Source organism: Mycolicibacterium parafortuitum, assembly GCF_002086815.1.
GTDB lineage: Bacteria > Actinomycetota > Actinomycetes > Mycobacteriales > Mycobacteriaceae > Mycobacterium > Mycobacterium parafortuitum.
The window spans coordinates 14,300-36,516 of sequence record NZ_MVID01000001.1 but is presented as its reverse complement, the minus strand read 5'-3'; the positions used below and the strand labels follow the sequence as shown (position 1 = coordinate 36,516).

Sequence of the window (22,217 nt, the reverse complement as noted above, 5' to 3'; positions counted from 1 at the left end):
CATACGCCGACGGATCAGTGGATGGTCAGGGTTTCGCGACTTCGCGTTGCGAAAGGAAGTCGAGCACCGCGCCGGCGAACAGGTCGTTGCGGTCGCCCGCGACCATGTGGCCTGCGCCCTCGACATCGACGAAACCGACCTGCGGGAAGCGCGCCAAAAACTGCGCCGCGCGATCCTGGCTGACCAGATCGCTGACCTGACCGCGCACCAGCAGCATCGGCACACCGTCGGCGACGATCCGGTCGACCGCGTCGTGCAGGCGCTCGGTGTCGGTGACCTCCAGCGGCGGGTTGGTCGCGGTGCCGTCGATGAACTGCGGATCCCAATGCCAGTACCAGCGATCGCCCCTGCGGCGCAGGTTCTTTCGCAACCCGTCGAGGTCGGCGGGTCGTGGCCGGTGCGGGTTGTACTCGGCGATCATGTCGGCGACCTCGTCGAGGGAGGCGAACCCGTCCGTCATCTTGTCGGCCATGAACGCATGGATGCGTTCGGCACCCGTCGGGTCCATGTCGGGCACGATGTCGACGAGCACCACCGCGGCGGCGATCCCCCGCGCCTGTTCCCCGGCGAGCAGCATCGCGGTGATGCCACCGAGCGACGCGCCGACCAAAACCGGCCGCGGCGGCAGTTGCGCGAGGATCTCGCCGACGTCGGCCGCGAAGCTCGCGACGCGGTAGTCGCCGTCGGGAGACCAGTCGGATTCACCGTGGCCGCGCAGGTCGACGGTGACGGCCTGCCATCCGCGCCGGGCCACCGCCGCGGCGGCCCGGTCCCAGGACCGGCGGGTCTGTCCGCCGCCGTGCAGGAACACCACGGCACGCGACGCGGGATCGCCGCGCCGGTCGGCGACGATGCGCACACCGCCGTAGCCGTCGGCGACGAAGGGCTCCGGTGCCCCGATCGTCTCGGTCACCCCCGGATGGTAAGCCCGTCCCCCGCTCCGCGAGCGTGCGTGTCTGCACCCGCCCGCGCGGCGTGTCGCGCGCTTCGGCGCACGCTCGCCGCCCGCGACTGCCGCCATACTGACCGCGTGAAAGGTCTGACCGGCAGGGGCGTTCTGGTGACCGGCGCGGCATCGGGTATCGGGGCGGCGACCGCGCGCCGCCTGATCGGCGAGGGCGCCACCGTCGTCGGCCTCGACCTCGCGCCGGAATCCCCCGGCGAGTTCCCTTATCTGGAAGGCGATGTGCTCGATGCCGAGACGGTCGGGCGTGCGGTCGCCGCTGTCGTCGAGCGGGCGGGGCGCCTCGACGGTGTCGTGCACTCGGCCGGGGTCGGCGGCGGCGGGCCGATCCACCTGGTGCCCGACGACGAATGGGATCGCGTCGTCGACATCAACCTCAAAGGCACGTTCGTGGTGATGCGGGCCGCGCTGGCCCAGATGATCACCCAGGAGCGGGTCGACGGGGAACGCGGTGCGCTCGTGACGCTGTCCAGCGTCGAGGGACTCGAGGGCACCGCAGGCGGCAGCGCGTACAACGCGTCCAAGGGCGGCGTCGTGCTGCTGACCAAGAACGCCGCGATCGACTACGGCCCCAGCGGAATCCGCGCCAACGCGATCTGCCCCGGCTTCGTCGAGACCCCGCTGTTCGATTCGGTGATGGGCCTGCCCGGGATGGAGGGTCCGCGCGGCGAGCTGCGCCACGAGCACAAGCTGCGCCGGTTCGGCCGCCCCGAGGAGGTGGCGGCGGTTGCGGCGTTCCTGGTCTCGCCGGACGCGAGTTTCGTCAGCGGCCAGGCGATCGCGGTGGACGGCGGCTACACCGCCGGCCGCGACCACCACGTCACCGACCTGATGGGCCTCGGCGGGGACTGACTACCAGATGACGGCCAGCGCCGCCGCCGTGAAGGCGAGCACCCCGACCGCGGCGAACATCGGCCGCGGCACCGCTTCGCCGGTGCGCTTCTGCCGCGCGCTGCCCATGCCGAGCAACGCCCCGATGACGACCAGGATCACCAGCTTGATCCCGATCTTCGGGTAGTTGAGCTCGATGCCCGCCGGCCAGGGCGCCGCCAGCGCGAGGCCGGTCACCAGTGACACCAGCAGCCCGTAGTCCATCACCCGCGTGGTCCGGAAGCGGCCGGCGGCCGCCTCGGCGACCCACGCGCCGAACATCACGGCGAAGCCGACGATGTGCAGCAAGACAACTACAGACCGTAGTACTTCCATGCCGTGAGGTTACAACACCGACCGCCCGGAACCCGGGATCAGCCTCAGATCGGCGGTGTCCCCGCGGGCACCTGATAGCAGTTGGTGCCCCCGAGTCCGAACACGTAGACGGTGTCGCACCGGGTGAACGAGCCGTCCGGGCCGGGCGGGCTGTCGCAGCGCCCGCCGCCGTGCCCGGCGATCACGGTGCTGGGCCCGACGCACGGCTGCGCCCCCGCCGGCGCCGCGGCCACCAGTGCCGCCGCCGGAAGCGCGATCACGGCGCCCAGTCCGAGAATCTGTCGTGTTGTCATCTCGTCACTCCTTCCCCACGTCCGCGTTGAGCGGACGCACCCCCGGGAGGCCAGATGAGCTGGAGACGGCGCACCGGCCTCCGCTAGATGTGGTTACCCATTTCGGGTTCAGGGCAGACAGTCGGTGGCCGCCGACAGTTCGGCCTTCATGTTGCGTTCCATCATCGCCAGCGCCGCCTTGCCGAGGTCGGAGTCGATGTGCGCGACCGCGTCCGGCGGCACCACGACGTCGTAGTGGCGGACGTAGCCGTCGAGCGCGGAGTAGAGGATGCACTGCTCGGTGACCTGGCCGACCAGGATGATCCGGCGCGTCTCGAGCCGGGTGAGCAGGTAGTCCAGCGACGTCGCGTAGAACGCACTGTGCCGGACCTTGGTCAGGAAGCGGGCGCCGGGCCCCGGGAGGACGGGCCGCACCAGATCCGGGCGGGCGCCCTCGACGGCGGCCTTGACGATGTCGGACGGTTCGGCGGCGAAGTCGCCATAGTTGTCGTTGACGTAGACGACCGCGACATCGTCGTGCGCGGAGGCGCGGGCGATCAGGTCGCTGACCGGTTCGACGATCCCGGCGACGTTGGTGGCGAGTTGCTCGGCGTCGGGATGGTCGTAGGTGTTGAACATGTCGATGACAAGCAGCGCGGTCTCACTCATGGGGCTATTGATATCCACGCCGCGGCTCCTTAATCCACGTCAAGAACAACCCATGATCTCGCCATCGTGTACAGCATCGGTGCGCGCGCTGTCCCAATCGGACATATCAGTCGCCGCCCGACGTTCATACCCTTTTCCCATGACGACCTCCCTGGTCGGCGGTCCCGCGCTCGCGCAGACCCGCCGCATAGTCACCGAGATCCCCGGACCGCGCTCCGTCGAGCTCGCCCAGCGCCGCGCCGCGGCCCTGCCCGCCGGGCTCAACAGCGCCGCCGGGGTGTTCATCGCCGCTGCCGGCGGTGGTGTCGTGGTCGACGTGGACGGAAACTCGTTCATCGACCTCGGCAGCGGTATCGCGGTCACCACGGTCGGCAACTCCGCGCCGTCGGTGGTCGGCCGGGCGGCCGAGCAGTTGGCCCGGTACACGCACACCTGCTACCTGAACATCCCGTACGAGCCGTACATCGAGGTCGCCGAGCGGCTCAACGCGCTGACCCCGGGCGACCACGAGAAGCGGACGGCGCTGTTCAGCACGGGCGCCGAGGCCGTCGAGAACGCCGTCAAGTACGCCCGCATCGCCACCGGACGCGACGCCGTCGTGGTGTTCGACCACGCCTTCCACGGCCGGTCGCTGCTGACGATGACGATGACGGCCAAGAACCAGCCCTACAAGCACGGCTTCGGCCCGTTCGCCCCCGAGGTGTACCGGGCGCCGATGGCCTACCCGTTCCGGTGGCCGTCGGGCCCGCAGAACTGTGCCGCCGAGGCGTTCAGTCAGTTCCAGACCCTGATCGACGCGCAACTCGGGGCCGACCAGGTCGCGTGCGTCGTCGTCGAACCGATCCAGGGTGAGGGCGGATTCATCGTCCCCGCCGAGGGGTTCCTGCGCTCGGTCGCCGACTTCTGCCGCGACCGGGGCATCCTCCTGGTCGCCGACGAGGTGCAGACCGGGATCGCCCGCACCGGCGCGTGGTTCGCCTCCGAGCACGAGGGCCTGGTGCCCGACCTGATCACGACGGCCAAGGGCCTCGGCGGCGGCTTGCCGCTGGCCGCGGTGACGGGCCGCGCCGACATCATGGACCGCGCGCACTCCGGCGGCATCGGCGGCACCTACGCGGGCAATCCCGTCGCGTGTGCGGCCGCGCTCGGTGTGTTCGACGAGATCGAGCGCAACGATCTGATCGGGCGGGCCCGCGACATCGGCGAGTTGATCACCCGCGAACTGCGCGGCATCGCCGCGCGCACCGACATCGTCGGGGAGATCCGCGGCCGCGGCGCCATGATCGCGGTCGAACTGGTCAAGCCGGGCAGCCGCGAACCTCACAAGGACGCGGTGGCCGCCCTGGCCAGGCACTGCCACGACAACGGTGTGCTGGTGCTGACCGCGGGTACTTTCGGCAATGTGCTGCGCTTCCTGCCCCCGCTGTCGATCTCCGACGAGCTGCTCACCGAAGCCTTCGATGTCATCCGCGACGGATTCGCGTCGCTGTAACCACCTTCGCTTGTCACCATCAGGAGTAGACCCGATGTCCACCACCACCGCCCCCACCAAGAAGTCCGTCTACGAACCGCTCGAGTTGTTCGACACGGCGCGGCTGCTCGATCAGGACGAGCGCGAAATCGCCGCCACCGTACGCAAATTCGTGGACAGTGAACTGAAGCCGAACGTCGAGGGATGGTTCGAGTCGGCCACCCTGCCCAAGGAGCTCGGCAAACGCTTCGGCGAGCTCGGCCTGCTCGGCATGCACCTGCAGGGCTACGGCTGCGCGGGCACCAACGCGGTCAGCTACGGGCTGGCGTGCATGGAGCTCGAGGCCGGCGACAGCGGGTTCCGCAGCTTCGTCTCCGTGCAGGGCTCGCTGTCGATGTACTCGATCTACCGGTACGGTTCCGAGGAGCAGAAGAACGAGTGGCTGCCGCGGCTGGCGTCGGGTGACGCGATCGGCTGCTTCGGCCTGACCGAACCCGATTTCGGGTCCAATCCGGCCGGCATGCGCACCCGCGCGAAGCGCGACGGCTCGGGGGAAAACGCGGATTGGGTGCTCAACGGCACCAAGATGTGGATCACCAACGGCAACCTGGCCGACGTCGCCACGGTGTGGGCGCAGACCGACGACGGCATTCGGGGCTTCCTGGTGCCCACCGACACCCCGGGTTTCACCGCCAACGCGATCCACCGCAAGCTCTCGCTGCGGGCGTCGATCACCTCCGAACTCGTCCTCGACAACGTCCGGCTGCCCGCCTCTGCACAGCTGCCGGAGGCAATCGGGTTGAGCGCACCGTTGTCGTGCCTCAACGAGGCCAGGTTCGGCATCGTGTTCGGTGCGCTGGGCGCCGCGCGCGACAGCCTGGAGACGACGATCGCCTACACCCAGACCCGCGATGTGTTCGACCGCCCGCTGGCGAGCTATCAGCTGACGCAGGAGAAGCTCGCGAACATGACCGTCGAGCTCGGCAAGGGCATGCTGCTGGCCATCCACCTCGGCCGCATCAAGGACGCCGAGGGAGTGCGTCCCGAACAGGTCAGCCTCGGCAAGCTCAACAACGTGCGGGAGGCCATCGCCATCGCGCGCGAATGCCGAACCCTGTTGGGCGGCAGCGGGATCACGCTGGAGTACTCGCCGCTGCGCCACGCCAACAACCTGGAGTCGGTGCTGACCTACGAGGGCACCTCCGAGATGCACCTGCTCTCCATCGGGAAGGCACTCACCGGCCACGCGGCGTTCCGCGCATGACCGCGCCCGCACCGGTCCGGCACCTGATCGCCGGCCAGTGGCGGCCCGGCACCGGTGAGGCGCTGCGCAGCGTCAACCCGGCCCGCCCGGCCGTCGTGGTCGCCGAGGGTTCGGCCGCGCTCGCCGCGGACGTCGACACGGCCGTCGGTGCGGCCGCCGCGGCCGCGCGGTCGTGGGCCGCACTCGGCGTGCACCAACGCGGCGCGCTGCTGACCGCCGCCGCGGCGATCGTCGAGCGCAACGCCGAGACCTGGGGCCACGAACTCGCGACCGAAGAGGGCAAGACGCGCGCGGAGGGCGTCGGCGAGGTCCGCCGCGCCGCGCAGATCCTGCGCTACTACGGCAACGAGGGCGACCGGCAGGCCGGCGAGATCTACGCGTCACCCCGCGCCGGTGAGCAGATCCTGATCACCCGCAAACCGCTCGGTGTCGTCGGGGTGATCACGCCGTTCAACTTCCCGATCGCGATTCCGGCATGGAAGATCGCCCCGGCGTTGGTCTACGGCAACACCGTGGTGTGGAAGCCGGCCAGCACCGTCCCGCTGCTGGCGATCCGGCTCGCCGAGGCGCTCACCGAGGCGGGCCTGCCGCCGGGAGTGCTGAACCTGTTGATCGGCGGCTCGGACATCGGCGACGCGCTGGTGAATCACCCAGGGGTGGACGGGATCACGTTCACCGGTTCGACGGCCGTGGGCCGCCGCATCGCGGCCGCGGCAGCTGCCCGAGGGGTGCCCGCACAAGCCGAGATGGGCGGCAAGAACGCCGCGGTGGTGCTCGACGACGCCGATCTCGATCTCGCCGTCGAACAGGTGATGCTCGGCGCGTTCCGGTCCACCGGCCAGAAGTGCACCGCCACGTCCCGGTTGATCGTCACCGCCGGGATCGCCGACGCGTTCTGCGATGCGCTGCTCACGCAGGCGCGGACGCTGCGGGTGGGCGACCCGATCGACGACGCGACCCAGATGGGTCCTGTGGTCAGCGATTCCGCGCAGCGGTCGATCATCGCGGGCATCGACACCGCGATGAGCCAGGGCGCGACGGTGCTGGCCGGCGGCCGGCCCTATCAGGACGGCCCGCTGGCGGACGGATACTTCGTCGCGCCGACGGTGCTGCAACTCGGGGCCACACCGGCCGACGTGTGGACCGACGAACTGTTCGGACCCGTGCTGGCGATCCGCCGCGCCGCCGATGCCGAGGAGGCGTTCACGCTCGCCAACGACAGCGAATTCGGGCTCTCGGCTGCGGTTTTCACCCAGGACATGACCCGCGCACTCGAGGCGGTGGAACGCATCGACGTCGGGGTGCTGCATATCAACTCCGAATCCGCCGGCGCCGATCCGCACGTACCGTTCGGTGGAGCGAAGAAGAGCGGACTGGGCCCCAAGGAGCAGGGCGGCGCCGCGCGGGAATTCTTCACCCACACCACCACGGTGTATCTGCGCGGCGGGCGGCCCGGGGCATGACCGGCGCGCTCGACCGGGTGGTGGTCGTCGACTTCAGCCGGGTGCTGGCCGGGCCGTACGCGACGATGATGCTGGGAGACTTCGGCGCCGAGATCATCAAGGTCGAGCGTCCCGGCACCGGCGACGACACGCGAGCGTGGGGTCCGCCCTACGACGCGTCCGGGGTGGCTACCTATTTCAACGCCGTCAACCGCAACAAGCGCTCGGTGGTACTGGATCTGGCGGATCCCGACGGATGCCGGCAGGCCCGCGAACTGGTCGCGGGCGCCGACGTCGTCGTCGAGAATTTCCGTCCCGGCACGATGGAGCGACTCGGGCTCGGGTTCGACGACCTGCGCACGGTGCGCCCCGACCTGATCTATTGCGCGATCACCGGTTTCGGCCGCGGAGGCGGCGCGGCGCTGCCCGGCTACGACCTGCTGGTACAGGCCGTCGGCGGGCTGATGAGCGTGACCGGCACCGAACCCGGCGATCCGACCAAGGCCGGTGTCGCGCTGGTGGATGTGCTGGCCGGACTGCACGCGCTGTCCGGCATCCTGGCCGCACTGCATCATCGTGACCGCACCGGTGAGGGCCAGCGCGTCGACACCGATCTGATGTCGGTGCTGCTGTCCTCGATGGTGAATCAGGCGTCAGGCTTTCTCGGTGCGGGGGTGGTTCCGGGCATGATGGGCAACCGCCATCCCAGCATCGCGCCGTACCAGACGTTCGACACCGCCGACCGGCCTATCGCGCTCGCGGTGGGCAACGACAAGCAGTTCCGGGCCTTCACCAGCGCGCTCGGGCTGCCCGAACTGGCCGATGACCCGCGCTTCGTCACCAATCCCGCCCGGGTGGCTCATCGAGATGATCTGTGCGCGTTGCTGATACCCGCGTTGAAGGCGCACGGCGCCGATCACTGGTATGCACGGCTGAGCGCGGTCGGGGTGCCCGCGGGCCCGATCAACGACCTGTCCGAGGCGTTCGCATTCGCCCGTGGACTGGGTATCGAGGCGACGGTGGCCGTCCCGGGTAGTCCCGCTCCGCAGGTCGCCAACCCCGTCACGATGTCGGCGACCCCGGTCAGCTATCGGTGCGGCCCGCCGCCGCTCGGCGGCTGCGCAACAGACGAAAAGCCCTGACCGCCAACCACAGTTGCGTCCGCGAATCCACCGAGGCCAGATCGTCGCCGAGCAGGTGACCGATGCGGCGGATCCGGGCGCGCAGCGTGTGGCGGTGGATCCGCAACTCGGCCGCGGCCGCCTCCATCTGGCCGTTGTGCCGCAGGAACGCCGCAAGCGTGTCGATAAGATCCTCGTCGGCGTCTGCCAGCGGGTCCAACACCGAGGCCAGCAACCGTAATTCGCCGTCGGTGCGGCCGTCGAGCAGTGCGGCCAGCGGTCCGAGGTCGGCGTACTCGGCGAACTGTCCGGCAGCCGATTCCGCGGCGACCCGCGCCTGTTCCAGCCCTGTGCCGATGTCGCCGATCGGGACCGGCCGGCTCGCTCCCCCGGCGGGCGCATCGGGCCCACCGACCAGAGCGCGGATCCTGGCCCGGCTGCCGTCGGCGGGCAGCACGATGACGATCTCCGGGCCCGCCGCCGTCATCAGGTACGGGCCGGCATCGGATAAGGGGCGGCCCAGCTCCTCCTCGGCGGCCAGCAACGGCCCGGTCCCGTGCAGGACGACCACCACGACCTGTGCACCGGGGGCGAAACCGAAGTACCGGAGCAGGCCGTCGTCGACGGTCGCGCGGCCGCCGAGCAGTTCCCGTGTCACCGCCGCCCGCAGCCGCTGCTCGGCGTCCTGCACGCGCGCGGGTTTCTCCAGCGCGATCGAGATCAGCGACACCGCGTGTGAGACAAGGAGTCGGCCGGCATCCGACAGCGGCCCCGGGGTGCGCACCACCAGGTGGCCGCGTAGCGCCTGCGCGGCGCGAAGACGCTGGATCGTCAGCAGCGAGTCACCGGCCGGCGTGACCGCCGCGCCGCGTTCACGCACCGCCCCGGCCGCCTCCGACAGCGCCGAGATGACGCCGGCGTCGGCCGTTCCGCCCGCGGCGAGTTCGCGGCCGTCGGCGGCGACGGCCACCACCACCGCATCCAGGCAGTCGGCCAGCGCCGCGACCACCCCGGGCACGCCGCCCCGCAGCGTCGCCCGGGTCAGTACCTCCTGCTGATCGACGATGCGCTGCACCGAACGCAGCTGATCGGCCTTGACCGCGTCGATCACGACACGGGAGATCGCGATGAACGGCGTCGCCGCGGGCACCCGCAGGATCGGCACGCCGTGCTCGTCTCCCGCGGCGAGCACACCGGCGGGCACGGCGGTCAGCGTGGTACCGGTGTCGACGGCCAGCGCCGCCGTCCCGGCGTCGGCGAGGCGCGCGACGTACGCCGCCTGCGCGGCCGCGTCGGGACCGATGTTGATCCCGGTGGTCATCACCAGCTCTCCGCCGGCCAGATACGGTGTCGGATCGGCCAATTCGATCGCGTGCGCCCACGCGATCGGACGGTCGGCGGCCTGAGCGCCCGCGACCAGTGCCAGACCGAGACTGTCGACCTGACACAGCCGACGGGCGGTGATCACCCCTGTGACGCTACCGCGCCGGCCTGCTCCCGGACCTGTGCCGCGGCCGTCACAAACGCGTCGAACAGCCTCATCCGGTCGCCCACCGGGCCGTCCTCGTCCTCGGGGTGCCACTGCACGCCGAGATAGAACTTCTCGGGGTCCTCGATGCCCTCGGTGATCCCGTCGAGCGCCCGCGCCGCGACGACCAGACCCTCGCCCAGTCGGTCGACAGCCTGATGGTGCCCGTTGCGGCCGATCACCCGATCGGTGCCCAGGATCGACGCCAGCCGCGTCCCCGGCAGGACGTCGATCGGTTCGTCGACGAACACCGGTTCCCCCGGCCCGCCGTGGTGCAGCGTGAAGTCGGCGATGTCGGGGATCAGGGTGCCGCCGCGGGCGACGTTGAGCAGCTGGGAGCCGCGGCAGATGCCGAAGACGGGCCGGCCGGCGGCCTCGGCCGCGGCGATCGCGGCGAACGCATCGCGGTCGGCGCGCAGATCGACGCCGTACGCGTTCGGGATCGCGGCGCCCAGGTTGTAGCAGGAGCCGTCGACGTCTCCGCCGCCGAGCAACAGCAGGCCGTCGAAATCCGCTGCGGCAGAGGGATCCTGCAGTGCGGCGGTGGTGTCCCACAGCTCATGGGTCGCGCCGAGCTCGGTCAGCGTCGCCAACGCGACCCTGGTGAACCGCGTGACCAACCCCGCGTCGTGTTCGTCGATGCCGGGGAAGTTCAGCGACGCCAGCACACACACGTGAGCACGCGGTGACGGCGGCGCAGGCAGGTTCGGGATGACGTCTTCACGACGTACCCGAATGGTCATCGCGATTCCTTTCTCTTGCGGGCCCTGTCGACCAGATCGGCGAACAGCGCGGCATCGGTTTCAGAGGTGGCGTGCCTGTCCTCGGGGTGCCACTGGACCGCGACGAGGTCGGCATGGCGGTGTTCGACCGCCTCGATGACCCCGTCCGCGGCCAGCCCGCACACGGCCAGGCCGGGGGCCAGCCTATCGATGGCCTGATGATGGTAGGACGACGCGTCGATGGTCTGAGCGCCGACGATCGCGTGCAGCCGGGATCCCCGCTTGACGTGCACCGGGTGGACGCCGTTGTGATGCGCGGTGTCCGTCTCGACGACGTGCTGGACCAGGGTGCCGCCGAGCGCGACGTTGAGGATCTGCATGCCCCGGCAGATCACCAGCGCGGGCAGGTCCAGGTCGATCACCGCGCGGGTGACGCCGAGGTCGAGCTCGTCCTGGAACTCGACGACCCCGCAGGTCTCCGGCACCGGTGTCGCGCCGTAGCGGCCCGGATCGACATCGGCGCCGCCGGGCAGCAGCACACCGTCGAAACGGGCGATTCTGCCCGGCATCTCGGCCAGCGGATCGGCCGCGGGCCCGTGCAGCACCACCGGCTCACCGCCGGCGGCCCACACCGCCTCGCAGATCGCCTCGGCGGCCAGCGTCGCCGAGAAACGCAGGATCGGCACCTGCGCCGCCCGGCGCCCGATCACCGCGACCAGCGGTCTGACCACTCACTCCCCCGCGAACGGGTAGTCGAGGGTCGGCAGCCACTGCTCCCACACCTTGCGCAGGCGCCCCGATTCGATCAGCCGGCCCAGCGCCCCGTCGATCTCGGCGAGAGTGTCGGGCCGGTCCTTGGCCACCGCGATACCCCACCGGTTGCCGGTCTGCACCGTGAAGGCCAGTTCGTAATCCGGATGGGTGGCACCCAGCGGCACGAACACGACGTCGTCGTCGACCACCGCGTCGACCTCGCCGGCCAGCAGCGCGGCCAGCATGTCGGCGTACACGTCGTCGGACCCGGCACCGAACGGCACCGGCTGCGCACCGGTGAACGTCTGCGCCAGAGCCATATTGGTGCTGTTCTCGATCGCGGCGACCTTGCGGCCGACGAGATCCTCGGGTGAGGAGATCCCGGACCCGCGGCGCACCAGCACCCCTTCGTGGAAGACCGCGTAGGGCCGGGTGAAATCGACCTGCGCCTGCCGTTCGGCGGTGATCCCCTGCCCGCACAGCACCGCGTCCGCGTCGCCGCGCTGGACAGCCGGGATCATGTCGACCCACGGCACCCGGACCCACTCGACGGGGCGACCCAGCTCGGCGCCCAGGATCTCGGCGACACCGGGCTCATAGCCCTGCCGACCGTCCTGCGGAGTCCAGAGCGTGAACAGCGGCGGCGCCTCCGCGTCCAGGCAGGCCAGGCGCAGCGGGTTCGATGCCCCGGTCACGGCGTGTCGTTCCAATACATCTCGCGCTCCCATTCGGTGACGTGTCCACAGAAACGAGCCCACTCGTCGGCGTGATAATCGACCAGCAGCGACGACAGTTCCGGCCCGAAGGCCTGATTGAGCACCTCGTCGGCACGGAACGCCCCGATCGCCTCGCCGAGGGTCAGCGGCAGTGCCGGGAAACGTCCGTCGACGGGTGCGTCGTAGGACGACCCCTGGGTGGGCTGACCGGGATCGGTCGCGTTCTTCATCCCGTCCTCGCAGGCGGCGAGGATCACCGCATGCGACAGATACGGGTTCACGGCGGCGTCGGGCAGCTTGTACTCCAGGCGCCCGACCGTCGACAGCCGGACGGTGCAGGTCTTGTTGTCCAGGCCCCAGTTGATCCGCGACGGCGCGAACTGGCCTGCGTCCCAATATCGTTTGTACGAGTTCACGGTGGAGCCGTTGATCAGCATGGCGCCGGCGGAGTGTGCGAGCAGCCCGCCGAGCGCGTGCTTGCCCAGCTCGGACAGGTGCAGTTCGGTGCGGCCGGGTTCTGCCAGCACGTTGACGTCGTCGCGCCACAGGCTGAAGTTGTGGTGGCAGCCGTTGCCCATCATTCCGGTGGCCGGTTTGGGCATGAAGCTGGCCTCGATGCCGAGTTCCCGGGCGACCTGCTTGCAGACCTGCCGGTAGGTGGTCAGCCGGTCGGCGGTCAGGTCCGCCCGGTCGTACATGAAGTTCAGTTCGACCTGGAACTCGTCCTCGTAGTCGCCTTCGATCATGTCGAGGCCGAGCGCCTGGGCGTACTCGATGACCTTCTTGACGATCGGGCGGTTCCGCTCCAGATGCTCGATGTGATACGCCGGGCTGGATCCGGGACGGAACTGGGCTTCGAGTCCCTCGCCCCGCCAGGTCATCTCGGGTTCGCAGCCGGTGCGCAACTCCAGACCCGTGCGATCGACGAAGCCGGTCAGCATCCGGCGCAGCAATCCGCGGGTGTCACACGCGAATTCGGCACCCGCCCGCTCGAGAAGGTGGTCGGGCTCGTAGAGCCGGCAGAACACCCGCGCGAAGCTGGTGTCCCACGGGAGAACCGCGAACGTGTCGAGGTCCGGGACCGCCGTGTATTCCGGGGCGTTCACCCCTCCGGCCAGAAGCACACCCTCGCGGGTGCCCTGCAGGTTCGCGACCGCGGTCTGGTGCTGCTGCACCCCGCGGATCGCGAGACGTTCGAAGTGCTTCGCGGGCGCGACCTTGCCGACCACCCGGCCGGTGATCGTGATCGCCTGGAAGTACACGTATTCGACACCGCGTTCGGCGATCACAGACAGCGCTTCGGCGAGGTCCGGGCTCGACGCGTTGGCCTCGCGGTGCAGGTCAAGAGGTGTGATGGTCATCGCCGCTCAATCCTTGATGAAGATTGCCTGGGCGGGACAGACGTCGGCGGCGTCCTCGATGTAGCCGCGCTCCGAATCATCGGGATTGCCGTCGTATTCCAGATGTCCGTCGTCGTTGAGCCAGAAGACCGCGGGGGCGGCGATGGCACACTGGCCGTGGTCCTGACATTTCGTGAGATCTACGGTGACGTGCATGTCCGGCGTTCCTTTCAGGGGGCGGGCGTGAAGCCGATGGGCAGCGTGATCGGACCTGTGTTGCCCGAGTCGGGCAGCCAGGTCGCACCGGGTAGTTGGTGAGGGTCGCGCAGTCGGCGGGCCAGCAGCGGCAGCGCCTCGCTCATATCCGAGCGGGCCACGAAGTGGCCGAGGCAGTGGTGGGCTCCGCCACCGAATCCGAAGTGCGGCTTGCGTTCAGCGGTGATGTCGAATCCCGGTTCGAACACCCGGGGGTCGGTGCCCGCCGACTCACTGTAGAGGTGAACCGTGGTGCCCGCGGTCAGCATGACGCCCTCGTACTCGAAGTCCTCCAGCACCTCGCGGGTCACCCACCGCACCGTCGGGTTCACCCGCATGACCTCCTCGACGGCCTTGCCGCCGAGGTCGGGCCGCTCGGCGAGCAGGCGCCACTGATCGGGATGCTTCATGAAGGTCTGCATCGCCAGGCCGAGCTGGTTTCGGGTGGTGTCGAAGCCGCCGAAGATCAACAGCACCATGGCATCTCGCAGTTCGGTGTCCGACAGCCGTCCATCCTCGGGGCGCGACGCGTTGACCAGGGTGGTGACGAAGTCGTCGCGCGGGTTGGCCTGCCGGTCGGCGATCAGCTCGTCGCAGTACGCGTACAGCGTGGCCAGCGCCGCCTCGATCTTGGGCAGGTCCTCCTTGATGGTGACCCCGAGCGCGAGGCCGATCGTCGAGGACTCGGTGGAGATCACCTTCCACTCACTCTCAGGGATACCGAGCATGATCGCGATGACGCGGGCCGCGTACGGTTCGGCGAATTCGCTGACGAACTCGCAGCGCTCCGGTTCGGCGAAATTGTCGATCAACTCCGCGGCCAGCGCCTGGAACCGCGGCACCAGGCCGCCGATCAGCTTGTTGGAGAAGGCCGGGTTCATCAGCCTGCGCAGACGGTGGTGCTCCTCGCCCTCCTTGTTGAGGATCCAGCTGGCGAACCACTGCGCGAACGGCCCCTCGGTGACGCCGTTGTGCGCCGGCCACGCCCCGCTGCCCTGGCGCAGCTTCGGATGCTTGAGCAGCCGGTTGACCTGCTCGTACCGCAGCACCGCGAGGCCGTACTCGGTGGTGGCGTACCAGCTGAGCTCCCGCGCCGCATGCACCTGCTCCGAGGTGATCGAGAACGACGGATCCGAGACCCGGAAGCTCGGAACAGAGTCGAGCGTGGTCGACGTCATCAGTGTTACCTCCGAGAGAGCCACCTAACAGTGCCTAAATACTCTAGAAGTAGATGCTTAATGTCAACAGCTGGAACGGGGTTGCTCGTTAACAGTCCGTAACGGCGCGTTAAGCCGGCGAATCCGGCGACGCCTGAGCGCTTTCAGGCCAGCCGATCGCGACCACCCAGCCTGTTCCGAGCGGCATCTCCGCGACCTGGCGGAAGGCGTGCGGGTCCGGCTGCGCGCTGACCGCGGGCACCGCGGCCAGGCGGGAGCCGACGACCCAGCGGGCGGTGTTGGCGGCGATGACGCGCCGCTCGGTGTTGACCACCACCGCGTCATCGTCGGTCTGGCGCAACACCTCCAGCAACGTGCGCTCGATCTCGCCGACCACCAGATCGGCGCCGGCCACCCCGAGGAAGGCGCCGTCGGCGACGACCGGGATCGTCGCGGTGATGGTGTACATGTCCGACCCGCTGTAGTCGACGTAGGGCCCGTAGGCGACCCGCGCCTGCCCCCGCTTCGCCAGCTGATACCAGTCCATCTGCAGATAGTCGTAGACGTCGATGCTGGTCGGGTCGAAGTTCAGCCGCAGCCGGGCGACCCGGTCGTTGTTGTTGCGCTGCCACCACGCCAGATAGCGCTCCTGATCCTCGACGACGAACGGCGCGGCGATGAACCCCATCCCCCAGACCGCGTGTTCGTCGTGCAACCGGTCGGCGAGCCTGCGGTGCAGCCCGCTGAAGTGCGCCTCGGTCAGCGCCGCCCGCGGCGGCCGGATGCGCAGCACCTCGTCGGCGATCTCGCGCAGCATCCCGTACAGCGGCTCCAGCTGCCGTGACGCCTCCTCGGCCAGAACGGCGGCCGACGTGGTCGGGATCATGACGCCTCCCCCGTCGCGGTGAGGTCCAGGTTCACCTGGGTCAAGCGGGCGAGTTGACCCATCACATGGGCCTCCGCGAGCCTGCGCGCCTCCTCGGCGTTCTCGGCCGCGACCGCGGCGGCGATCGCATGCTGCTCCTCGACGTGGGCGGCGACGTCGATCTGCTGGCCGATCGGCAGCCAGACCAGGCCGGCGACCTCGGCCTGCAGGTTCGCCTCCCGGCGCGCGAGGCGTGCGGACTGCGACGCGATCGCGACCTGGATGTGGAAGCGGCTGTCGGCGCGGATCCGGTCACCCAGCGTCGCGGCCGCGCCGAGCTGGTCGGTCAGCGCGAACAACCGGCGCACCGCATAGGGTGCCGCCCGTTCGGCGGCGAGCCGGGCCGCCTGCCCGGACACCGCGGTGTGCTCGTCGAACAGGTCCCTGATGTCCGAGGCACTCATCGCCGCGAGGCGGGCGGTCAGCTTGTCCACCGGCGGTCCCGCGGGACGCCGGACGAACGATCCGCCGCTGCGACCGCGGCGGGTTTCGACCAGCCCCTGTTCACGAAGCGTCGCCAGCGCCTCGCGCACCGTCATCGGCGCCACCCCGAACTGCGCCGCGAGGTCGACCTCGACCGGTAGCCGCTCACCGTCGTCGAGCAGCCCGAGGTGGATCGCCTCGGTGATGCGCTGGACGATCTCGTCGGCGCGACCGACCGGCGCCTCGGCGGCCACGAGCGGCGACAACGACGACACCCGCGCTCCTTCCGCCTACCCGCGATGGGCCCTGACCTGCCCTGCCGTCGGGGAATCTACCCGATTTTCGACCAATTCTTCCGTTCCTGTTGCCGGTTAAACAATAGGACTGTAGTTTTTCGCTCCATCGGATTCCTGCGTCCCTAACCACCGGCAGAAAGCAGGCCCATGTCCACCACACATTCCGGCGCCACCGGCAGCGACGCCGAGGGCTATTACGACTTCCACGACCAGAGCGACGCGGCGCACCTGCACGCACTGGGCTACAAATCGGAGTTCAAACGGGACATGAGCCCCTGGGCGAACTTCTCGCTGGGCTTCACCTACCTGTCCCCCGTCGTCGGCATTTACACACTGTTCGCGTTCGCACTGGCCACCGGCGGGCCGCCGATGATCTGGAGCCTGCTCATCGTCGGCGTCGGCCAGCTGCTGGTCGCGCTGGTGTTCTCCGAGATCGTCGCGCAGTACCCCGTCGCGGGCGGCGTCTACCCCTGGGCGCGCCGGCTGTGGGGACGCAAGTACGCGTGGATGACCGGATGGGTCTATCTGGTGGCGCTGCTGGTCACCATCGCCTCGGTGACCTACGGCTCGGGGCCGTTCATCGCCGCCACATTCGGTATCGAAGCCACCGTCAACAACGTCATTGTGTTCTCCCTGGTGCTGCTGGCGCTGGCCACCGTGATCAACTTCATGGGCACGAAAGTGCTTGCCAAAGCAGCGATCATCGGTTTCAGCGCCGAGATCATCGGTGCGCTGGTCGTCGGCGGCTGGTTGCTGATCGCCCACCGCGAGCAGAACTTCAGTGTCATCTTCGACAGCATGGGTGCCGGCGGCGACGGCAACTACATGTGGGCGTTCGCCGCGGCGGCACTGATCGGCCTGTACCAGTACTACGGCTTCGAGGCGTGCGGCGACGTCGCCGAGGAGGTCCGGGATCCGGGCCGGCTGATCCCGAAGGCCATGCGCCGCACCATCTATATCGGCGGTGCCGCAGCCACTTTCGTGTGTCTGTCGCTGGTCCTGGCCGTCGCCGACATCCCCGCGGTGATCGCCGGGGAGGACACCGACCCGGTCAGCACCGTGCTCGGCGAGGCGTTCGGCCCGGTCGGCTCCAAGATCATCCTGGTGATCGTGCTGCTGTCGTTCCTGTCCTGCGCGATGAGCCTGCAGGCCGCTGCGAGCCGACTGGCCTACTCCTACGGCCGCGACGAGATGATCATGGGCCACACGCTTCTGAAGAAGTTCTCGCCGACCCGCCACGTTCCGCCGTACGCGCTGCTGCTCGCCGCCGCGGTTCCCGCGGTGATCATCGTCGGCTCGAAGTTCTCCACCGACGCGATCACGAAGATCATCAGCTTCGCCGCCCTCGGCATCTACATCGGCTTCCAGATGGTGGTGCTGGCCGCACTGCGGGCCCGCCTGAAGGGCTGGGTGCCCAGCGGCAAGTACTCGCTCGGCAAGTGGGGTGTGCCCGTCAACATCGCCGCGCTGGTGTACGGCCTGATCGCGATGATCAACATGGCCTGGCCCCGCACGCCGGACGCCCCGTGGTACGACAATTGGATCGTGCCGCTGTCAGCTGCCGTCGTCATCGGAATCGGGTTGATATACATGACGATCCACCCGCTGCACGACAAGAGCACGGCACCCTACGCCGATGCCATCCCCGCCCAGAAGTAGTAAGGACGCTCCGTGAGCCCCACGCAACCGCCGTACGCGACCGTCGACCCCGCCACCGGCAAGGTACTGAAGACGTTCGACACCGCGACCGACGATCAGATCGCCGCAGCCGTCGCGAAGGCCGACGACGCCTACCGGTCCTGGCGCGAGCAACCGCTCAAAGACAGAGTGGAGGTGGCCCGTAACGTCGGCGAGCTGTTCCGCAAACGCGCCACGGATCTCGGTGAGCTGACCCGCACCGAGATGGGCAAGAAACTCGACGAGGGCACCGGCGAGGTGGAGTTCTCGGCATCGATCTTCGAGTTCTACGCAGACCAGGCCGAGGCGTTGCTCGCCGATCAGCGGATCCCGTCGTTCTCCGGCGGGACCGCGGTGGTGCAGCGCCGCCCGGTCGGTGTGCTGCTCGGGGTGATGCCGTGGAACTTCCCGACGTATCAGGTGGCCCGCTTCGCGGCACCGAATCTCGTTCTCGGTAATACGATTTTGCTCAAACACGCCGAGTCCGTGCCGCAGTGCGCGCTCGCCATCGCCGACCTGATGCGCGACGCAGGGGTGCCAGAAGGCGTCTACACCAACCTGTTCGCGTCCTTCGACCAGGTCGAGACCATCATCAACGACCCCCGGGTGCAGGGGGTTTCGGTCACCGGCTCCGAGCGGGCGGGCGCCACGGTCGCCGCGACGGCCGGCCGCGCGTTGAAGAAGTGCCTGCTGGAGTTGGGCGGCTCCGACCCGTTCATCGTGCTCGACGGGGATGCGAGAGAACTCGCCCGCACGGCATGGGAATTCCGCATCTACAACATGGGCCAGGCCTGCAACTCCAACAAGCGGATGATCGTCGCCGACGATCTCTACGAGGACTTCGTCGCCGAACTGGTGACACTGGCAGGCGGTCTCACGCCGGAGGACATCGCGCCGCTGTCGTCGCGGCGGGCGGCCGAGATCCTGGCCGCTCAGGTCCGCGACGCCGTCGACAAGGGCGCGACCCTGCACGTCGGCGGTGACCTCTGCGAGGCTCCGGCGGCGTTCTACACCCCGGCCGTGCTCACCGGCATCACGCCGGAGATGCGCGCCTACACCGAGGAACTGTTCGGCCCGGTCGCCGTCGTCTACCGCGTCCGGGACGAGGACGAGGCCGTCGCACTGGCGAACTCGTCGGCCTACGGGCTCGGCGCATCGGTGTTCAGCACCGACACCGCACGCGCCGAGAATGTGGCCCAGCGCCTCGAGGCCGGCATGGTCAACGTCAACACGCCCGCCGGCGAAGGGCCCGACATCCCGTTCGGCGGGGTGAAACGCTCCGGCTTCGGCCGCGAGTTGGGCGCACTCGGAATCGATGAGTTCGTCAACAAGCAGGTCTACTGCGTCGCGGACTGACACCACCGGCCTCACGGCCGTGACGTAGACGCCGCCTCGAAAGGCCTTCACCTGGACTGACGTCGCGTCAGCTCGGCTGCGCCGGTGTAATCTCTGCCCAGGTTCGTCGAGAAGCGGCGGCCGCTGGTGATGGAGGTTCGCATGGGCACCCCACCAGCGACCTCGCCTTCCGGCGGCGTGGCCGCGGATACGCCCGACATCGAGTACGTCAGCGGGATGGCACGGCTCCTGCAGGCGGTCCAAGAGCTGTCCCTGGCCCGGAGCCTGCCGGAGGTCCAGGAGATCGTCCGCCGATCCGCACGCGAACTGACCGGTTGTGACGGTGCCACCTTCGTCCTGCGCACCGACGATGAATGCCTCTACCTCGACGAGGATGCCATCGCGCCGCTGTGGAAGGGCAGCCGATTCCCGATCGAGGCCTGCATCAGCGGGTGGGCGATGCTCAACCGTCGCCCCGCGGTGGTCCCGGACATCTACGTCGACGACCGCATCCCGCGTGAGGCGTACCGCCCGACGTTCGTCAAGAGCCTGGTCATGGTGCCGATCCGCACGCTGGACCCGGTCGGTGCGATCGGCAACTACTGGGCGCAGCAACGCCAACCCACGGCCCGGGAGGTGTCACTGCTGCAGGCCCTGGCCGACGCGACATCGATCGCGATGGAGAACGTGCGGCTCTACGCAGAACTCGAAGAGCGCGTGCACGAGCGCACCGCCGCGCTGGAACGCGCCAACGAGGAGATTCGCCAACTCTCGCTGACCGACGATCTGACCGGGCTCCACAATCGCCGGGGATTCCACGTTCTCGCCAATGCGGCGCTGCTCACCGCGCGCACCCACGGCCACCACTGCGTGCTGGCATTCCTGGACGTCGACGGCCTCAAGAAGGTCAACGACGGCTCCGGGCACGACACCGGCGACCACCTCCTCACCGACGTCGCCGAGGTACTCCGCAAGACCACGCAGGCCTCCGACATCGTCGCGCGGCTCGGCGGTGACGAGTTCTGTGTGCTGGTGCCCGAATCCCCGGACGGCGCCGTTGCGCTGAAAGCGCGCCTGAGGGATGCGTTCCGGCGGTTCAAGGGCGAGGGCGCACGGCCGTATCAGGTGGCGGCAAGCATCGGTGCGGTCGACATCCCGCCGACCGATATCCGCCCGCTGGACGCGCTCATCGCGTGTGCCGACGAGCTCATGTACGCCGACAAGAAAGCCAAGGCCGCGACCGAGATCGCCTGACCCGGCCGCTCCCCCGTCGTCACCGCACCGGCGTCAGCGCCCGCTCGCCCGGCTTGCCCCGCGCAATGCTTCGTGCACGAGATCGACTGCCCGCGAAGCGCTTTGCGCAGCACCTTCCATCGTGGTCGGCCAGTCGTTGTGGGTCCAGTCCCCGGCCAGCGCGAGGTTCGGCAACGCGGTGCGGTTAGCGGGCCTGATCGTCGACATCCCCACCCGCGAGGAGAACGTCGCTTTCGGCCACGGGATCACGGTGACGTCGAGGACCGACGCGTCGGCCGCCGCCGGGTAACTGGCCCGCAGCGCGGCGACCAGCCGGTCGGCCACCTCGGCGTTCTTGAGTCCCATCAAGTCGTAGGCCGCGCACGTGGTCAGCGCGTACAGGTGGTTGCCGTCGGGCCGCGGCCCGTGCATGTGGTCCCGGTCGAACACCCAGCCGATATCGCTGTCCAGCAACGACTCCCACGGCGCCACGGTGCCCAGCGGGCGGTCCAGCAGCACGTAGGCGTTCATGATCGGAATCGGTTCGAGCTTCTTGGCCGACAACCGCGCATCCTCCGCACTGGGCACCTCGTCGAGCAGCGACCGCAGATTCCACGACGGAACGGCGAGCACCACCGCATCGGCTTCGACGGTCGATCCGTCGCCGAGCGTGACACCGGTCGCGCGCTTCCCATCGGTCGTCACCGACACCGCGCGGGTGCGCAGCCGCACGTCCACTCCGCGTTCGGCCATCACCCGCCGCGCACCGGCGAGGTAGAGGGTGTCGAGATCGACCGTCGGATAACCGATCCGCACCGCACCGCTGCCGAACCGCCGGACCCGGTCGGCCCCGGTACGCAGCAGCGCGGCGAACGCGTGCGCCGAGGCGAGGTGCGGCAGTTCGTTGAGCAGACCGATCACCATCGAGTGCAGCAGGATGCGTCGCACCTCGTGCGGGAAGCCCACCCGGTCGAACCATTCGTCGACGGTGATGTCGTCGAGTTCGTCGTCGAACCTGATCACGTCGCGCATCAACCGGGCCCATGCCGGGGTGGCGCGCAACAGGATCGGGATCGACAGGCCCCGCACCCGGCCGAGCAGCATGCGCCGCAGATTCGCCGGCCGGATCCCGAACCGTTCGGCATGCCCGCCGGGGTAGCGGACACCGAACTGGTCGGGGAACTCCAGAAGATCGCGGGTGCCAATGGAATCCAGATAGCGGAAGATGCTCTCGTACGATCCCGCCAACACGTGCTGCCCGTTCTCGACGGCATCGCCGTGCCCGCTGGTCAATCCGATGGTGCGCCCGCCGAGCGAACCGTTGCTCTCCAGCAGCGTCACCCGGTAGCCGAGTTCGGTCAGCCACACCGTCGACGCCAGCCCGGCCAGGCCCGCGCCGACCACCACGACATGCTGTACCGGGGATGCGGTCATGCCGGAATCGTAGA

The 22,217-nt window shown here is 69.2% G+C and carries 22 protein-coding genes; 8 read left to right on the top strand and 14 right to left on the bottom strand.

Translation table 11 applies throughout. From position 1 onward, the window contains the following. Positions 1 to 25: 25 nt before the first annotated feature. Positions 26 to 913, bottom strand: a complete 888-nt coding sequence (locus BST38_RS00165) for an alpha/beta fold hydrolase (protein ID WP_083141213.1) — start codon at positions 911 to 913, stop codon at positions 26 to 28. A 117-nt stretch (positions 914 to 1,030) separates the two neighbouring features. Between BST38_RS00165 and BST38_RS00160 the strand changes: the two genes are divergently transcribed. Further along, positions 1,031 to 1,816 carry an SDR family NAD(P)-dependent oxidoreductase gene (locus BST38_RS00160; protein ID WP_237160620.1) on the top strand — a complete coding sequence of 262 codons (786 nt, stop codon included), beginning with the start codon at positions 1,031 to 1,033 and terminating at the stop codon, positions 1,814 to 1,816. Here the strand turns inward: BST38_RS00160 and BST38_RS00155 are convergent, their stop codons facing one another. The 3 genes from BST38_RS00155 to BST38_RS00145 all read right to left on the bottom strand — a co-directional run bounded on the left by BST38_RS00155 (position 1,817) and on the right by BST38_RS00145 (position 3,111). Further along, positions 1,817 to 2,170, bottom strand: coding sequence for a Fe-S protein (locus BST38_RS00155; protein WP_083141211.1), 354 nt, complete (start codon positions 2,168 to 2,170; stop codon positions 1,817 to 1,819). Between the two features lie 44 nt (positions 2,171 to 2,214). Beyond that, the gene (locus BST38_RS00150; protein WP_083141210.1) at positions 2,215 to 2,463 is read right to left on the bottom strand and encodes a CDGP domain-containing protein; all 249 of its coding nucleotides are present in this window, start codon (positions 2,461 to 2,463) and stop codon (positions 2,215 to 2,217) included. 108 nt (positions 2,464 to 2,571) lie between these two features. Beyond that, positions 2,572 to 3,111, bottom strand: a complete 540-nt coding sequence (locus BST38_RS00145) for a cysteine hydrolase family protein (RefSeq protein WP_165761536.1) — start codon at positions 3,109 to 3,111, stop codon at positions 2,572 to 2,574. Between the two features lie 139 nt (positions 3,112 to 3,250). Between BST38_RS00145 and gabT the strand changes: the two genes are divergently transcribed. The 4 genes from gabT to BST38_RS00125 are packed head-to-tail and all read left to right on the top strand — an operon-like array spanning position 3,251 to position 8,430. Beyond that, positions 3,251 to 4,603 carry a 4-aminobutyrate--2-oxoglutarate transaminase gene (gabT, locus tag BST38_RS00140; protein WP_083141208.1) on the top strand — a complete coding sequence of 451 codons (1,353 nt, stop codon included), beginning with the start codon at positions 3,251 to 3,253 and terminating at the stop codon, positions 4,601 to 4,603. 34 nt (positions 4,604 to 4,637) lie between these two features. Further along, positions 4,638 to 5,846, top strand: coding sequence for an acyl-CoA dehydrogenase family protein (locus BST38_RS00135; protein ID WP_083141207.1), 1,209 nt, complete (start codon positions 4,638 to 4,640; stop codon positions 5,844 to 5,846). Then, positions 5,843 to 7,309, top strand: coding sequence for an aldehyde dehydrogenase family protein (locus tag BST38_RS00130; protein ID WP_083141206.1), 1,467 nt, complete (start codon positions 5,843 to 5,845; stop codon positions 7,307 to 7,309). Before BST38_RS00135 ends, BST38_RS00130 begins: the two co-directional genes overlap by 4 nt. Next, positions 7,306 to 8,430, top strand: a complete 1,125-nt coding sequence (locus tag BST38_RS00125; protein ID WP_083141205.1) for a CaiB/BaiF CoA transferase family protein — start codon at positions 7,306 to 7,308, stop codon at positions 8,428 to 8,430. Before BST38_RS00130 ends, BST38_RS00125 begins: the two co-directional genes overlap by 4 nt. On the opposite strand, the gene BST38_RS00120 is transcribed toward BST38_RS00125, so the two are convergent. The 9 genes from BST38_RS00120 to BST38_RS00080 form a co-directional block, all read right to left on the bottom strand. Continuing rightward, complete coding sequence (locus tag BST38_RS00120) at positions 8,372 to 9,877, bottom strand: PucR family transcriptional regulator (protein WP_083141204.1); 1,506 nt, start codon at positions 9,875 to 9,877, stop codon at positions 8,372 to 8,374. The genes BST38_RS00125 and BST38_RS00120 overlap by 59 nt on opposite strands. Then, a complete protein-coding gene (locus tag BST38_RS00115; protein ID WP_083141203.1) occupies positions 9,874 to 10,680 on the bottom strand; it encodes a gamma-glutamyl-gamma-aminobutyrate hydrolase family protein in 807 nt (268 codons plus the stop codon). Before BST38_RS00115 ends, BST38_RS00120 begins: the two co-directional genes overlap by 4 nt. Then, positions 10,677 to 11,390 carry a gamma-glutamyl-gamma-aminobutyrate hydrolase family protein gene (locus tag BST38_RS00110; protein ID WP_083141202.1) on the bottom strand — a complete coding sequence of 238 codons (714 nt, stop codon included), beginning with the start codon at positions 11,388 to 11,390 and terminating at the stop codon, positions 10,677 to 10,679. Before BST38_RS00110 ends, BST38_RS00115 begins: the two co-directional genes overlap by 4 nt. Continuing rightward, positions 11,391 to 12,140 carry an ABC transporter substrate-binding protein gene (locus BST38_RS00105; RefSeq protein ID WP_083141201.1) on the bottom strand — a complete coding sequence of 250 codons (750 nt, stop codon included), beginning with the start codon at positions 12,138 to 12,140 and terminating at the stop codon, positions 11,391 to 11,393. Next, a complete protein-coding gene (locus BST38_RS00100; RefSeq protein WP_083141200.1) occupies positions 12,104 to 13,489 on the bottom strand; it encodes a glutamine synthetase family protein in 1,386 nt (461 codons plus the stop codon). The genes BST38_RS00105 and BST38_RS00100 overlap by 37 nt, the downstream gene beginning before the upstream one ends. Positions 13,490 to 13,495: 6 nt before the next feature. Then, positions 13,496 to 13,684 (bottom strand): ferredoxin, encoded by a 189-nt coding sequence (locus tag BST38_RS00095; protein ID WP_083141199.1) that lies wholly within the window; start codon positions 13,682 to 13,684, stop codon positions 13,496 to 13,498. Between the two features lie 14 nt (positions 13,685 to 13,698). Beyond that, a complete protein-coding gene (locus tag BST38_RS00090; protein ID WP_083141198.1) occupies positions 13,699 to 14,901 on the bottom strand; it encodes a cytochrome P450 in 1,203 nt (400 codons plus the stop codon). A gap of 109 nt (positions 14,902 to 15,010) precedes the next feature. Then, entirely contained in the window at positions 15,011 to 15,766 is a 756-nt protein-coding gene (locus tag BST38_RS00085; RefSeq protein ID WP_083141197.1) for a cache domain-containing protein, read from the bottom strand. After that, positions 15,763 to 16,503 (bottom strand): FadR/GntR family transcriptional regulator, encoded by a 741-nt coding sequence (locus BST38_RS00080; protein ID WP_083141196.1) that lies wholly within the window; start codon positions 16,501 to 16,503, stop codon positions 15,763 to 15,765. Before BST38_RS00080 ends, BST38_RS00085 begins: the two co-directional genes overlap by 4 nt. A gap of 168 nt (positions 16,504 to 16,671) precedes the next feature. Between BST38_RS00080 and BST38_RS00075 the strand changes: the two genes are divergently transcribed. The 3 genes from BST38_RS00075 (at position 16,672) to BST38_RS00065 (ending at position 20,790) form a co-directional block, all read left to right on the top strand. Further along, positions 16,672 to 18,183, top strand: coding sequence for an APC family permease (locus BST38_RS00075; RefSeq protein WP_083141195.1), 1,512 nt, complete (start codon positions 16,672 to 16,674; stop codon positions 18,181 to 18,183). 12 nt (positions 18,184 to 18,195) lie between these two features. Then, positions 18,196 to 19,557 (top strand): NAD-dependent succinate-semialdehyde dehydrogenase, encoded by a 1,362-nt coding sequence (locus BST38_RS00070; protein WP_083141194.1) that lies wholly within the window; start codon positions 18,196 to 18,198, stop codon positions 19,555 to 19,557. A 141-nt stretch (positions 19,558 to 19,698) separates the two neighbouring features. Continuing rightward, on the top strand, positions 19,699 to 20,790 hold the full coding sequence (locus BST38_RS00065) for a GGDEF domain-containing protein (protein ID WP_083141193.1): 1,092 nt from the start codon (positions 19,699 to 19,701) through the stop codon (positions 20,788 to 20,790). 33 nt (positions 20,791 to 20,823) lie between these two features. On the opposite strand, the gene hpnE is transcribed toward BST38_RS00065, so the two are convergent. Beyond that, positions 20,824 to 22,203 carry a hydroxysqualene dehydroxylase HpnE gene (gene hpnE / locus BST38_RS00060; RefSeq protein WP_083141192.1) on the bottom strand — a complete coding sequence of 460 codons (1,380 nt, stop codon included), beginning with the start codon at positions 22,201 to 22,203 and terminating at the stop codon, positions 20,824 to 20,826. Positions 22,204 to 22,217: the final 14 nt, after the last annotated feature.